Here is a 15,436-nt window from a genome sequence, read left to right as displayed (position 1 = left end):
AAATTAATGTATACAACCCACTGCTTCAGTAATGTTACTAAATCCATCTCTTTTTACCAATTCTGCAAGCTCCAGATTGATTTTGTTCACAACTTGATGCCCCTGGTATACAAGAGCAGTGTACAGTTGTACTAAAGAGGCTCCTGCCTTTATTTTTTCATATGCATCAACACCACTTGAAATTCCTCCGCATCCTATCAATAGAATTCTGCTTTTAGTAAGCTTGTACATGTCACTCAATAACTCGGTTGAAAGTTGAAATAATGGCCTGCCGCTCAACCCACCACTCTCATTATAGTAAGAATCTCGACTTATCGTAGTGTTGCTTACTATTAAGCCGTCAATTTTATATTCTAGTGTAAGCTCAGCGATATTTTCTTTTGTTTGCTGATCTATATCTGGAGAAATTTTTAATATTATCGGTATGGATTCAGAGCTATCGATTGATTTCCGGGTTAGAGTGATAGATTTCAACAATTTGGATAATTCTTGTTTATTGTGCAAATCGCGCAAGTTAGGTGTGTTTGGGGATGAGATGTTCAGTACTATATAATTGCTCTTTCCATATACTATCTTTATTAAGTCAACATAATCGCTGATTTGGTCCTTTGATGTACTGTTTCTTCCTATATTTATACCAAAAATACAATTACCAAGTTTAGTTTCACTTATCTGTTTAAGAAAATAGTCTACTCCTTTATTATTAAATCCCAATCTATTAATTATTCCTTCATCTTTAATTAATCGAAAAATTCTCGGTTTTTTGTTTCCATATTGGGGATGTTTAGTTACAGTACCAGCCTCAATAAATCCAAAACCAAATGAGAGCATCGGCTTTACAACTTCCGCATTTTTATCAAAACCTGCAGCAAGACCTACAGGACTCCTAATTTTATTACCAAAAAAGTTTACATTTAAAGACTTAGGTAGTTCTATAGGTTTCCTACAGGGCATCTTTTTTAACGCCGTTATTACCAAGGAGTGAGCGATTTCAGGCGGCAGTAAAAACAATAAATTACGTAATATCATTTTGTAAAACACTTTGCTTATTTTTAGTTTATTTTTTACCATGCAACAAGAATAACTTAGAAAGCTTGAGGTTTATCAAAATAGTAAGTATATAGTTTCTATGGGTAGTAAAAACTAATTTTTCTGAAGGGAAACCAGAACTTGATCAGTATTTTCATCTACTAATTCGAGGTAGCCAAATTTGTTAATTTGAGATTTTATTAGTATAGGAATCTTATTTCGATTTAAATAAAATCCCTGTTTTGATTGTTTATTAATCCGCAACCTTACATCCCCATTTTTCCAAGCAAGCATCTTATTTATTCCAGATTTTTCTTTACAATTATCTTCATTTACAAATCCTAAGTATTCATCTTCTGAAGAAGATATTGCAATCTCGCATATTCTATACCCTACCCAATTCCCTAGATATGGATCAGTATCGTCTTTTTCGTGAAGCTTGAACTCTCCTTTGACATATTCCCATGGAGCTTTTGCATCACCTACCTTTTTTAGAAAGAGTACGTCCTGATCAAAGTTTATAATGGTCCTTGTATGAAATGTTGTTAAGCTTGTGTCCCATAATAGTTTTTCTGTGATGCTAAAATGCTCTTTATCCTTTTGCATATTTTGAAATGATACGATTATCACATCTGCTCCAACTTCTCTTCCATAGTTAACATATTGACTAGCACGCCCATGTTTGGCTGTGAATGATGACTTACCTATTAACAGAAAGTCATTAAATAACGCATTATATATAGTCTGTGCACTGTAAGCTGTACCGACGTAAACCGGCTGTTTGTTGGATGAAGGGTACTTTTCTGGTGCAAGATGAGTATACGAGCTCTTTAATAAATAGTGAAAAGTGCAACTGGTAAGCAAGAAGGGCAAACCAATCAATAATAAAACTTCTGTTAATCTCTTTGGCATTTTACTGCTTATATTTTGAATATAGTATCTTATTTTTTTAAATATTTCATTAAAAGCCACACTTCTTGTTAAAATTTGAGAAGAAAAAACGATCTAATTGGAGTAAGAGGCCGGGACCGGAATTGAACCGGTATAAAAGGATTTGCAGTCCTCCGCATAAGCCATTCTGCCACCCAGCCGTTTTTTATGCGTAGATATTAATTATATCTTTTAGCATAGATAAAGCATCCTCTTTTTTTCTTTGAAAAGTGTTGCGCCCGATAATTGAACCATTACCACCACCTTGCTTAATTTCTTTTGCCTCATTGTATATATCATCCACTGACTTTGACTCACCACCAGAGAAAACTACTATTCTTTTTCCTGCAAAGCAAGACTTTTTAATATATTCAATTCTTTTAGATAATGATTCAATATTTTCTATTTTTTCTCTTTCCAGATGATTGGTTGGAAGTTTTACTTTTATTATGTTGGCACCGAGCAAAGCCGCTATATGCGCAGCATAGGCAATCACATCAACTGCTGTTTCACCTTCTTTGGAAACCCCTTCACCACGTGGATAAGACCATAGCACTACAACAAGGCCACAAGATTTAGCCTCAGCTATAATTTTGCGAGCTTCTTCCATCATATCAAAACACTTAGCAGAACCAGGATATATAGTAAACCCAACAGCCATGCAGCCCAAACGCAGCGCATCTTTTACAGAGGCAGTTATTGCTTGATCTGAAGTTAAGCTTTTTGAGTGCAAAGAGTTAGCGCTATTAAGCTTCAAAATAAGTGGTAGCATTCCAGCATAAGTTGAAGCACCAGCTTCGATCATACCAAGCGGAGCAGCGTATGCACTTACTCCTGAATCAACTGCAAGCTGAAAATGATAATGTGGATCGTAAGCATCAGGGTTAACTTCAAAACTTTTTATTGGTCCGTGCTCAAATCCCTGGTCTACAGGGAGAATTACTAACTTGCCAGTTCCACCAAGTTTCCCATGCATAAGAATGCGAGTAAGATTCGCTTTTACTCCAGGGTTTTCACTTTCGTAGTAACTTAGGATTTGTTTTACTTCTTCACTCATTAATATCTTCAAATTTACTCAAAGTGTAGCAAAAACTATAGTTGAAGCAAAGACCTTTTTATGCTCTTGTTCCTACGCCTATATTTAAAGGTGTAACTTTAGGATCAGTAGTATGCTGTTGTGGTTTTTCTTGAACTAAATCTTCAAAATACATTTTAACAATAGGAAGAACGAGCGGCATAAGTACTAATTTGTAGTCATACCATGCAAATTTTTCTTTATAACTAAATTCCGCATCTTCTTCATATAAACACTGGGTACAGTATTCACCATATAGTTCAAAAGCTTTCACAAAAGTCCTAAGTAAAGCAATAAGTAATAAATCTAATGCTAAATTAGCTATTAGCATCGTTCCATATTGAACAGGCCAGCCATTTTGTGCAACTTCCGACATTAAACTGCATACAGCAAACGCTGCTGATATACATATTACATAATTATCAGCAGCAATAAGTAGATTGTATCTTCTATTTAACCTATCTAGATTTCCTTCTTGTGAGCCTCTTTGTTTACTTGCTGCATAGATAATACTACAAAAGGATATAATAAATAACCATGGCCAAACTCCAATGCTGAATGCATAAAATTTATAAGCAATATTTTGCACTTTGCCACTGTTAGCAAGTTGTGATAAGCAATATTTGACTTGAGGCGACGGACCAAGTACCACATTTGCTAATATAAAAAATAAACATGCTCTATTCACAGCTTTCTCTCTACGCAATAGAATCTCATTGATTCTCCTTTGTTTTTCCTGCACTTCTCGCTGTAATGTTATAGATATGCCAGCTGCTTTTAAGTCGTTAAGATATTTCTCTAGCTTATCTTTATCTGCACTAAGTTTTTTAAACTTTTCTTCAGCTATTTTTTTCTCTTTCTCTCCTACTACTTTATCAGGGTGACATTTTAATGAAGCTCTTCTAAAGCGCCGCTCAACTAACTTAAGTACATCATCAAACTCCTGGCTTATTACTTCTTCCGCTTTTATTCCCAGCCTTGAAAATAAATTCCGTAAATCTTGATTACTGTAATATTGATTTCTGGTTAAACTTGCCACTATAGCCTCATTAAAAAATAGTGACTATACTACAAATTTAATACTCAAGCAAGAATTTAAACTATATCAAAAGCAATTCCGTGTTTACCAATATAAATCCTTAATTTCTTTCCTTTAATTAATCGACGATTCAGTATTTCTTCAGCCAAATGACTTTTTATCTCTTTTTCAATCAGCCTCTCTATTGGGCGTGCTCCCATTTCTTTGCTATAACCTGTTTGCGCAAGATAAGACTTTACTTCTTCTTCCACTGAGCAGCTTATACCCTTTTGCACAAGTTGTTTTTTTAATTCCTGAATAAATTTATCCACAATGTGCAAAATGACATCCGCATCCAAATCAGAAAAGGAAATGACTGCATCAAGACGATTACGAAATTCGGGGCTAAAAACCCGTTCCATTGCTTTTTCGCTGTCACTGATGTTAAAGTTTTTATACCCAAAGCCAATAGAACTTTTGTTACGTTCAAATGCCCCTGCATTGGTTGTCATAATTAAAATCGTATTGGAAAAATTAACCTTACGTCCGTAAGTGTCTGTAACACAACCATAATCCATGATTTGTAGTAATATATTATAAATATCACTATGAGCTTTCTCAATTTCATCAAGAAGTACTACGCTATATTGATTATTAGATACAGATTCTGTAAGCAATCCACCTTGGTCGTAACCCACATATCCAGGAGGGGAACCAATCATTCTAGATATTGTGTGAGGTTCCATATACTCAGACATATCAAACCGAATAAGGTTCATACCCATATTTTGTGCTAGCTGCTTCGCAAGCTCAGTCTTACCTACACCAGTTGGCCCTGCAAAAAGATACTTTGCCAAGGGTTTATTGTAACTTCTCAGACCAGATTTAGCAATTTTAATAGAATTAACGAGAAACTCTATCGCTTGCTCTTGACCAAAAATGGCCCTATTGAGATTTTCTTTCAAAGATTTTACTCTTTGCATATCATCAAACCCGCAAGGTACGTTTGTAATCCTAGCGATAGTACTCTTAATGTCTCTACTGTTTATAATTTTTCGCCTGCTTTTTTGTAACTTACAATATGCCCCTGCTTCATCTATAACATCAACTGCTTTATCAGGTAATATTCGCCCAGTAATATACTTGTGTGAAAGTTCAGCTGCAGATTTAATGGCATGTTTCGTGTAATATACTCCATGATACCTTTCATAGTAATGCTTTATACCATCTAGTATCTTTACTGTATCATTAATAGAAGACTCTTTTACATTAATTTTTTGAAACCTCCTTGCTAATGCTTTATCCTTTTCAAAGCTATTGCTATATTCTCTATATGTAGTTGCACCTATACAACGCAACGCACCTCTTGCAAGTGCAGGTTTGAGCAGATTGCCAGCATCAAGAAAGCTGCCACTTGTTGAACCTGCTCCAATAATAGTGTGTATTTCATCAATGAAAAGAATAGCGCCAGGTTTTGCCTCAATTACTTTTATTATAGATTTTATTCTCTCTTCGAAGTCACCTCTATAGCGTGTTCCTGCAAGAAGTGATCCTAAATCCAAAGCATAAATTATGCTGGATCTCAGTGCACTCGGAACACTACCTTCAATAATTTTCAATACCAAGCCTTCAACTATTGTTGTTTTACCAACACCTGGTTCTCCGACATATAAAGGGTTATTTTTTCTGCGTCTTAGCAAGATTTCTATAGTGCGATTTAATTCATAATCACGACCAATGACATAATCTATTTTTTTGCTTCTTGCATAATCATTTAAATTTCTACAATAATTTTGTAGAACTTCTTCATCTTTTAATAATTCACCTTTATTTGCTACAGTAGAGATATCGTTATTCTTATCAAGTTTTATCTTGCGATTAGTTACATATTCTTCTATATCACCTGAATATTTTATATTGGATATGTTATAAATCAAATTAGAATCCTTTGCATTCTGTTTGCATAATAGCTCTTCAATGTATAAATCTTGCTCAGACAGAATCTCTAATAGAATACTTGCTCCATTTATTTCTTTTCTTCCCAGACGATGAGCTCGTATCATGGCTTTATGTATTATGCGTTGAAATAGCACATCAGGCTCAACTTTATTGACAGTTAATTCGGAGTTGTCTTGTAAAAAACCTTTTGCATTATTACCACGATCATTCCTTAATATAATATTATCTATATTTATGATTTCACCAGCTCTGATGTTACATCTTGATAAAACATAATTTACATCCACATCTTTGGTTAATGCTAGCAACAAATGTTCCACTTTTGCATATTTAAGCTTACAATCAGAAGCAATCTGTAACGCTCTATTTAAACTTGCCTCTAAATTTTTAGAAATCATCTATTCTCTTTAAAAGTGTAAATTTATATATAATTAGTAGCACACAATTATTAAAAAAACTGAAATCTAGCAGCTCGTTGTAGCCAAATTGAATTAAGCTACAGATTATAGTCCACACAGCCTAACATTATACCGTTGTGATAATCTCAAAACGTTATAAGCAGCAGAATTAAGATTATCAAATTGTAGGTAAATCTAATTTGGGCTAGCTATATATTCTTTCTACCATCCTCCAATCACTTCACTTTGCAGCAAGTTTACTGGAGCTTTTAAAGAATAGAAGAATAGTTAAGTACATTAATACGCTTTTTCTAGTACTCTGCTTTTCTTCTTAAATACATTGATCTTTTTTCTACCGTATTTAGCCTTTAACGTACTTGGCCTTTTAAAGATCTTTTTGCTGTTACGTTTTTGAGATTGCATACTACAATCAAAATTTGGCTCTCCTTCTTTATCTGCTAGTGCAGGCAGTCTTCTCTTATCTTGAGGTGTAACAAAAGATAATGCAAATCCTTCAGCTCCCGCACGTGCAGTTCTACCTATACGATGAACATAATCAGCTTGCGATTGTGGTACATCATAATTGATAACATGTTGAATGTGCGGAATATCAAGACCGCGAGAAGCAACATCTGTTGCAACCATGATTTGATTGCGGCCACGACGAAAAGAATCAATGACTCTTTCACGCTTGTGCTGCCTTAAATCACCATGAATTGCCAAAGCGCTATAGTCATCTTTGTGCAATTTGTCAGCTAGCTGATCCGCTCCTCGCTTTGTTTTGACAAAAATAATGATTGATCCTTTGCGCTGACATAATTGTGTAACAAGCTTGCCATATTTTTCTGATTCTGATGCATAAACAACTTCTTGTTTAATTTTTACAGAAGTTGTAGCCTGGCAATCGACAGAAACACGCTCTGGTTGATTAAGATATTTTTCAGTAAGTTTTACTATTTCTCCAGGAAGAGTTGCAGAAAACATAAGAGTTTGCCTTATTTTAGGCAAATGCTTCATAATTTCTTCAATCTGAATTCCAAAGCCCATATCAAACATACGATCCGTCTCATCAAGCACAAGAATACCAACATTCCGAGTAACTAAAGTTTTACGCTCAATATGGTCTATAATACGACCAGGAGTACCTATTATAATTTGTGGTTTTTTCTGAAGCTGATTTAGCTGCCTAAAAATAGGCTCGCCTCCGATCAACAAAGCAACTCTTAGTAAAGAACTTTGAGATAAGAGTTTTCTTATCTCACTTGTTACCTGATGAGCAAGCTCTCTGGTTGGCACGATGACTAAAGCTGAACCAATGCTTGGCTCATTCATCAATTTAGCAACCAGTGGAATAGCAAACGCTAAGGTTTTTCCAGTTCCCGTTTGAGCAGACCCAAGAATATCTTTGCCCTGAAGAGCTAGAGGAATCGCTTGCACCTGAATCGGGGTTGGAACACAAAGATTATTTTTACTTAGAGCTTGCCTAAGCAAAGTTGGAAGCCCCATTTCATGAAAATTACTCACAATACATTACCCTATTAAAAAGCTTCACGATAGACTAATCTTCCAATCTTAAATTTATTGCAGACTTTTTATCTTCTCCGTTCCTACCACGCTCTTCTTTAAGCTCATAACTTACTCTTTCCCCTTTCATTCCTCTCTTTTTATCCTCTCCTCGAAGTTCATCAGGTCTTATTCCTGAACGTTCTAATGTACTAACATGTACAAAAACGTCCTCACCTTTACCTTCTGGCTTGATGAAACCATAGCCTTTTTCAACATTAAACCATTTTATATTACCAAATTCCATATGGATAACTCCTAAACTACTAACTAACATTATTAATGTGATGAAAAACTTTGAAATTACGATTTAGAATGCTTTAAGCTTAGTTACTGCAACTAAACTTCTATACTCCATAGTCTATTCTTAACATTACATAGTAATAGTACACAATTATTGTACTTAATGCAACTAAAATTTTTAATCACTAAGTGAACCTGCTACTGTCATTTCGCTAACTTTAATCGTTGGTGAATTAAACTGCCCACAGAAAGTTAGGTCATTTGCAACAACTAAATTGCTAAACATATTTTTCAAATTGTCGGCAACAGTAATCTCGTGTATTGGATACGTTATTTTACCATTTTCTATAAAAAATCCGCATGCACCTTGACTATAATCGCCATTGATTAAATTAACACCAAAACCAAATAAATCAGTTACATATATTCCTTCTTTTACTTCCTCAATTAATTCCTTAAACGATCTATTACCATTTTTGAAATAGAAATTACTAGCTGAAGGAATAATTGCAGCATTACTTGCACGAGTTGCATTTGCGGTCGTTTCCAAGTTTAATTTCCTAGCCGAATATAGATCTAAAATCCAGTTTTGCAGTACTCCATTTTTTACAAATTCATTTCTTCTGCTCATTATTCCTTCCCCGTCAAACGGTCTTGATGTTATACCCCTTGGTAACAATGGGTCATCAATAATGCTAATCTCAGTATTAAAAATTTGATTATTTAAACTATTTCTCAAAAAAGAGCTATTATTTACAATATTGCTACCATTTATGGCAGAAGCAAAGCTCTTTACTAGCTCTTTTGCTGCTCTTTTTTCAAAAACAACCGGAAATTTGCCTGTCCTGATTGTACATGAACCCAATTGATCTATTGCTCTTTTTGCTGCTTCTTTCCCTATTGACTCCGGTGTTTTTAAATCACTGAAGTTGCATGCTACATCGTAATCGTAGCCTATTTTCATTTCATTCTTTTCTCCAGCAACAACAGAAACCTGATTAACAAAAGTTGACTTACTAAATGAACCAACAAAACCAGAAACGGTTGATAATACTGTATTTACTGAAGTATGTGAAGATGAAGCTCCTTCGGAATTAATAATATTTTTATGTGCAAGAGCTGAATTTTCTGTAGCTTCAGTAATTTCTTTTAAGTTATCAATTGTTACAACATTATTATCTGAGATATTTAAATCTGCAGAAGAGATATAATTACTGCCATCTACAGCAAAACTAATATAAGGATCTTCCTGGGCATTCTTTGCCATTTCCACCACTTGGCTCACTGCACTACTAAGATTATTCAAATCGTTTGTGGAAATATACGCAGCTTTGTTCTTACCTGCTATAGCTCTAATTCCGACAGTACAGTTTTTAGATTGTGATATTTGTTCAATTTTTGATAGACGCTGAGAAACCGAGGTCTTATTAGTTTCATATATTGTAACTTCTGCGTCTTGATTCTGCTTTTTTATTAGTTTAGTGATATCTGCTGCAATATTTAATATATTCATTTTTCATTCCTTGAGTTTCTATAAAGATTCTGCACCACCTATAACTTCAATCAAATCAGTTGTAATTGCTGCTTGACGAGAACGATTATAAAGTAATGCTAGTTTATTTAGCATTTCTTTTGTATTTCTGTTTGCTGATTCCATAGCAACCATCCTAGCACTATTTTCACTTGCTGCACTTTCAAGTAAAGCAGAATAAAGAGAAGCTGTAACATAATCTTGAGTCAAAGATTTTAAAATAAACTCAATATTTTGTGGTTCATACTCATAGCTGTAATCTGTTAGAGGACTAACTACAGAATTATCAATTAATAATGAGTCTTTACTCCATGGTTTTATTGTTTCTAATATTGGCTTTTGCATGAAGGTATTATAGAATTTACTGTAAAAAACCTTAACTTTATTGTATTTACTTAGATCTATATCACTAACCAAGGCTTCCACACGCTTTAGTGTGATTCCCTTACTATTTTCAACCTTCAAGATATTTTTAGAATTAAATCTATTTTTGCCTGTCTCAAAAGCTTTCTTACCAAAAAAAACAATGTCTACTTTCTTATCATTTGCAATTAATTTGTTTATATGCTCCTGACTAAATTTAACAACAGAGGAGTTGAAGCTGCCACATAAACCACGATCAGATGCAATAATAAATACTAGGAAAGAATCTTCATTATTGATATTTAGAATTCTTGCTAGTAACTCTTGATCCGCTGATAGCGCTAGTGAAGAAATAATGCTATGCAGCTTAGATATATGCAATTTTGAATTTGATAATTTCTTTTGGCTTTGTAATAATTTTGCTGCAGAAACCATTTGCATTATTTTCGTGATTTTCTGCACAGACTTAATATTTTTAATTCTTAAGGATAATTCCTTTAAGCTCTTCATTTTATATATAATTCTAATTTATTAAAATATATAACTGGTAATGTCTAAAAACAAGTTTTTTTGACATTGGAATCAAACCTAACTAAGAAACTCACAGATTTACTGTTTTGAGATAAAGATTATATTAAAGCAATCTCGATGTAAAAGTATCACACCTTATGGAGTCTTATAATATAAGGTAAATACAATTAAGACTATTGCAACTTGAGCACTTATAATCCCATTGCTTTAGCTCTTTATTACAATCAACACATTTCCAACCTGGATCAGGCACAGCTTCTGAGTTCATCTTATTTAGCCAGTAAATTGCTTGATCATACTCTTGTAGCATAATCTTGAGCTGTACCATAACAAGGTAGATTGATATGTAATTAGCTTTTTTCATAGCAATATCTAAATGCTGACTTGCAAGATCATATTTCCCTAAGCTAATTGAAGACAAAGCAAGCAAGCAATAACTAAAATAATAATCAGGGCGTAAGTTATATAGTCTTTCAGCGCCTTTATTATTTAACTTGATATACATTCTAGCTGATTGAGGAGTAGGATTTACTCTATACTCTTCCTCTAATACTGTGGAAGCTTTTCTGATTTTTTCAAGCTTGATATATAATTCTGCCTTTAAATAATTGATGGGCTGAAAAGTTGCATAATAACTTTGTGCTTTAGCTAAATAATCTATAGCTTTGCAAAAACTTCCTTTACTTTCGTATTGCTTTGCTAAAGCGCAATAAAAAACCGCTAACATCTTTTTACGATCAAAGGGAAGAAAAATATTGAATTTGATAGCTTCCTTTAACTTTGAAATTGCATTTATCCAATCTTCTTGCAATATACAATGCTCTATTTGAAAGGGAATAGACAAAATTTTATCATTAATTGAACTAGAGCAATATTCTATAAATTTTTGAAAGACTAACCTTTCTTGCTTTAGGTGAATAATCAGTTTATTGATCAGAAGTAGAGCTAAGTTGCGATTTTTACTTGCAATACTCGTTAAATTATGGCTGAAAAAGCTGTAATTTCCCGTTTTACCTGAATTAAAGAGCTTTACTAAAGATAATTTATCACTTTCTTCATTTAGATTTTTAATTAGCTTATTGGTGTTCTCTATATTACCTAAATCTAAGCTAAAGAAAGCTTCAAAGAGAAGCAATTCTTCCCTACTTCTTCTTCTATTTTTTATGTTAGCAAATGTTGATGAAATAGAAGAACAAAAACGTGCAACTGCAATCAATAAAAATAATAAGACTACGCAAGCAAGAATAACGAAATATAGATCAATACTTATAGTGTAATTGCCTAATTCCAATTTTATTACTTCACCACTTACCTTGATCCATATGCCAAATAAAAACGAAAAAGCAAAAATTATAAAATAAATCATGAGATGTATTGTAATAAGTGACGATATATTATTGAAGTATTCTTGAAAGCTACAATAAAATCATTCAATTTATTAAGCCATGGTTTGAATTCTGGGTATGTTAAGTCACTTATTGCGGTGGCTATGCTCTGCCAATCATTATCGCTTATTAATTCTTCAATTTCCGCAAGCTTTAACCTGAGTGGATCACTACGATCATCTATCTTTATCCAATTTGAAATGATTTTTTTAAACAAGTTACTTTTATTGTAGTTAATAACAGTCATGTTCTTCTCAAAAGACAATTTCAACCCGCATAAAGTATCTACCTCTTTCAAATTTTCCAATTCATTGACTGCATTTTCTATTTCTGGATCGTCAAGCTCTGATATCAAAGGCTTTATTGAATTTATATGATTATCAAACTTGGCTTCTTGCAATAACGAATTCTTCATCTTAATCACAAGTAGCAGCAACTTTGCGAGGTTCTTATGTCTTGAACTACCGTCACCTTGCTCACATTGAGTGTGCAGATTTCTCTTTAAATCAAATATCTTTTTCTCTACCTTAATTTGATTAACTTCAAGCAACATTTTAAGTTCATCTATCTTTTCCGTTACAATACTTATACTATTTTCACTCTCTTGCTGATTTATTTTAAAAAATATTATGTTATTTATTGTAATATAGCTAACAAACAACAATATAATTAAGAACCAACCTATGCATTTTCTCCAAGTATCATTCATAACGTAATATCTCCACAGGATCTTGAGCAGCTGCTTGTAATGCAGGAGGAATTGTCGCTAAAAATGATAAGAACAATGCAAGTGCAGAAATGTTAATCACATCTTGAGAGACTAATATCACTGGCAAACTTGAAAAAAAGTATATCATAGGATCAAACAGTTTGATGTTGGTAATGTTTTCTAAAAACACTCTAATACTTTCAATATTGAGAGAAAAAACAACCCCTATAATAGAGCCAAGACAAGTTCCTGTAAAACCAATCAGCAATCCACAAGCACAAAATATGCGCATAATGCTTCCGCTTGTTGCACCAAACGTACGCATAATTGCAATTGCAGATTTCTTTTCTTGCACTATCATCATCAAATTTGAAACAATATTAAATGCTGCTACAACTATAATTAAAGTGAGAATTAAAAACATCACATTTCTTTCAGTCTTTAAAGCATTAACATAATGGCTTTGCTGAGACTGCCAACTTTCAGCTTTCATTCCTGTTTCTTCTACTATAGCATTTGCTAGCTTATTAGCCGCAGCAATATCGTCTATAAACACTTCTATATTTCTCACACTATCTTTATAATTAAAAAAAGCCTGAGCTGATTTCATGGGCATATACATCAAGGTATTATCGTACTCAAACATACCCATATCAAATATTGCTACAACTTTATATTCTTTCATTCTTGGCATTTCATCAAGCAATACATCAAATCCTTCAGGAGATACAAGTATAATATTATCACCATAATCAATATTCAAGGCTTCTGCCAATCGTGCCCCTATTATTACTCCTTCATCGAATTTTTCCACATTACCCACAATCACATTATTTGTAACGGTAGTGTTATTAAATAAGTCTTTAGCTGATACACCACGAACTACACTACCTGCAATTCCACCATTTGCTGCAACGATCACTTGATCATTGGTCATAGAAGTAGCTTTTAATACACCTGGGATTTTCTCAATAGATTTTAACACTGCGTGGTAATCTGAATTTATGCTTCTATCAAAGTAAACATTAATATGGCCATTAATGCCAAGTACAGAGTCGAGCAGCTTTGCTCTGAACCCATTCATTACAGACATTACTACTATTAGCGTTGCAACTCCAAGAGCAATACCAATAATAGAAAACAAGGCCATTATAGAGCAAAATCTAGAATTCTTTGCTCGCAAATAGCGAATAGCCATAGTAAATTCAAAGGCAATAGACATTATACTAAGATTTAAATATCATACTTTTTATGCTTCATATAACTGTAATTTTTCCTTTACCTCAAATTAGGTTGTCTAAATTTAGCAAGCTTATAGAATATATTCAATATTCTATATTAAGACCTTCCATATATATCGTCCAATCTTACTATATCATTATCAGATAAAAACTTTCCTACCTGAAACTCAACTATCTCAAGAGGAAATCTTGTACTTTTATTCTCAATTTTATGAAACACCTTCCTTGGAATCTCTATTACATGATTTTTCGTTATAGCATATGTTTTGTCATCTAAACTAACATATCCAACTCCTGATAGTATTATATGGTACTCATCTCTATAATGGTGAAATTGCTTAGAAGTGCAGCTTAGTGGATTTATAAAAAGATATTTTATAAGAAAATCCTTGCCCATTAAAACTACACTATAAAATCCCCATGGCTTAATCTCTTTCCTTATTGGCTTTACTTCCTTAACTTTATTAATGAACAACATTAGGCTCTTACTTGGCCGTTTATAAACTCTACCTAGTAAATTTTTTGCATCATTTTCTGTCATCAAAACTGGCTCTCTTCCTTTGGTTACAGCTTGAAACGACTCAAAATTCTTATTAAATCTCTTACTTAACTCTAAAACTGAACCCCAAGTGCCAACATCCATCCAATCGAAATTGGCTTCTATCATTACAATATTTTCTGCTTTTTCTATCACTAGGTGATCAATAGATGTATCACCCATTCCTGCACAATTTTGCTGTTCTAAATACAGAAATCTCTCTCGTGGTACAAAATGCTTCATACTTTCACAACATAAATTATAGAGAGTCGGAGCAATTTTTTTTATCTCATCTATATAGCGTTTTGCTCTAAACACAAATATTCCAGAGTTCCAATAATGATCATTACTTACCTTACGCTCGGGTTTTTCTGTAAAATCTTTTACTATATGACATTTTTCTTTCTGACCATATACTGCATTTATATAGCCGTATTCAGAATTGAATTCATGAGGCTTTACCCCAAAAGTGACTATAGAGTCAGTTTCAGAGGCTAGCTTAGACGCTTTCTCAATAGAAACATAAAAACTATTCAAATCACCTATAAAATGGTCTGAAGGCAGAACTAAGATTGTCTCGTTCCTATCGCAGAGAAGCACAGCAATTAGTATTGCTGCCGCTGTCCCAATTTTAACTGGTTCAAAAACTACTTTACATTCTTGTAATGCATGTAATTCCTGCATCAATAATGACTCATATTGTATATTTGTGGTAATGATGGGTGGCATATAATCGCCTTTTAGCCTCAACAAAGTGTTGTGAAACATAGTATTCTGACTAAATATTTTCTGAAATTGCTTTGGCTTAGATAGAGGCCAAAGTCTGCTGCCACTACCACCACACAGTATTACAGGGCGCATTTAATTAAGATATTAATTATTTGATTAATATCTTATACTAACGGCAAAATGCATGCAAGTTT

The 15,436-nt window shown here is 33.4% G+C and carries 13 protein-coding genes and 1 tRNA gene; all 14 read right to left on the bottom strand.

All coding sequences use genetic code 11. From position 1 onward, the window contains the following. Positions 1-3: 3 nt before the first annotated feature. The 14 genes from ABWU28_RS06700 to ABWU28_RS06635 all read right to left on the bottom strand — a co-directional run bounded on the left by ABWU28_RS06700 (position 4) and on the right by ABWU28_RS06635 (position 15,374). A complete protein-coding gene (locus ABWU28_RS06700; RefSeq protein ID WP_007302462.1) occupies positions 4-1,071 on the bottom strand; it encodes a quinone-dependent dihydroorotate dehydrogenase in 1,068 nt (355 codons plus the stop codon). Between the two features lie 72 nt (positions 1,072-1,143). Then, positions 1,144-1,941 (bottom strand): hypothetical protein, encoded by a 798-nt coding sequence (locus ABWU28_RS06695; protein ID WP_052264760.1) that lies wholly within the window; start codon positions 1,939-1,941, stop codon positions 1,144-1,146. A 107-nt stretch (positions 1,942-2,048) separates the two neighbouring features. Then, positions 2,049-2,120: transfer RNA gene (locus tag ABWU28_RS06690), tRNA-Cys, on the bottom strand. Positions 2,121-2,125: 5 nt separating this feature from the next. After that, positions 2,126-3,016 carry a class I fructose-bisphosphate aldolase gene (locus tag ABWU28_RS06685; protein ID WP_007302460.1) on the bottom strand — a complete coding sequence of 297 codons (891 nt, stop codon included), beginning with the start codon at positions 3,014-3,016 and terminating at the stop codon, positions 2,126-2,128. 58 nt (positions 3,017-3,074) lie between these two features. Beyond that, positions 3,075-4,073 carry a hypothetical protein gene (locus tag ABWU28_RS06680; RefSeq protein ID WP_007302459.1) on the bottom strand — a complete coding sequence of 333 codons (999 nt, stop codon included), beginning with the start codon at positions 4,071-4,073 and terminating at the stop codon, positions 3,075-3,077. A 56-nt stretch (positions 4,074-4,129) separates the two neighbouring features. Further along, the gene (locus ABWU28_RS06675) at positions 4,130-6,409 is read right to left on the bottom strand and encodes an AAA family ATPase (RefSeq protein ID WP_007302458.1); all 2,280 of its coding nucleotides are present in this window, start codon (positions 6,407-6,409) and stop codon (positions 4,130-4,132) included. Positions 6,410-6,706: 297 nt separating this feature from the next. Further along, positions 6,707-7,933, bottom strand: coding sequence for a DEAD/DEAH box helicase (locus ABWU28_RS06670; RefSeq protein WP_012481988.1), 1,227 nt, complete (start codon positions 7,931-7,933; stop codon positions 6,707-6,709). Between the two features lie 34 nt (positions 7,934-7,967). Further along, positions 7,968-8,219: a cold-shock protein gene (locus tag ABWU28_RS06665; RefSeq protein ID WP_007302456.1), complete on the bottom strand. Its 252-nt coding sequence runs from the start codon at positions 8,217-8,219 to the stop codon at positions 7,968-7,970. 174 nt (positions 8,220-8,393) lie between these two features. After that, positions 8,394-9,728: a TldD/PmbA family protein gene (locus tag ABWU28_RS06660; protein WP_007302455.1), complete on the bottom strand. Its 1,335-nt coding sequence runs from the start codon at positions 9,726-9,728 to the stop codon at positions 8,394-8,396. 18 nt (positions 9,729-9,746) lie between these two features. Beyond that, on the bottom strand, positions 9,747-10,619 hold the full coding sequence (gene atpG, locus ABWU28_RS06655) for an ATP synthase F1 subunit gamma (RefSeq protein ID WP_007302454.1): 873 nt from the start codon (positions 10,617-10,619) through the stop codon (positions 9,747-9,749). A 166-nt stretch (positions 10,620-10,785) separates the two neighbouring features. Next, positions 10,786-12,006, bottom strand: a complete 1,221-nt coding sequence (locus ABWU28_RS06650; protein WP_019236883.1) for a tetratricopeptide repeat protein — start codon at positions 12,004-12,006, stop codon at positions 10,786-10,788. After that, complete coding sequence (locus ABWU28_RS06645) at positions 12,003-12,734, bottom strand: hypothetical protein (RefSeq protein WP_007302451.1); 732 nt, start codon at positions 12,732-12,734, stop codon at positions 12,003-12,005. The genes ABWU28_RS06650 and ABWU28_RS06645 overlap by 4 nt, the downstream gene beginning before the upstream one ends. Next, on the bottom strand, positions 12,727-13,956 hold the full coding sequence (locus tag ABWU28_RS06640; RefSeq protein WP_353275185.1) for a lipoprotein-releasing ABC transporter permease subunit: 1,230 nt from the start codon (positions 13,954-13,956) through the stop codon (positions 12,727-12,729). Before ABWU28_RS06640 ends, ABWU28_RS06645 begins: the two co-directional genes overlap by 8 nt. Before the next feature lie 116 nt (positions 13,957-14,072). Next, entirely contained in the window at positions 14,073-15,374 is a 1,302-nt protein-coding gene (locus ABWU28_RS06635) for a sugar phosphate nucleotidyltransferase (protein WP_353275184.1), read from the bottom strand. Positions 15,375-15,436: the final 62 nt, after the last annotated feature.

The organism is Wolbachia endosymbiont (group B) of Pilophorus perplexus (assembly GCF_964028155.1).
GTDB lineage: Bacteria > Pseudomonadota > Alphaproteobacteria > Rickettsiales > Anaplasmataceae > Wolbachia.
The sequence above is the reverse complement of the archived record's forward strand: the minus strand, read 5'-3'. Positions and strand labels throughout refer to the sequence as shown.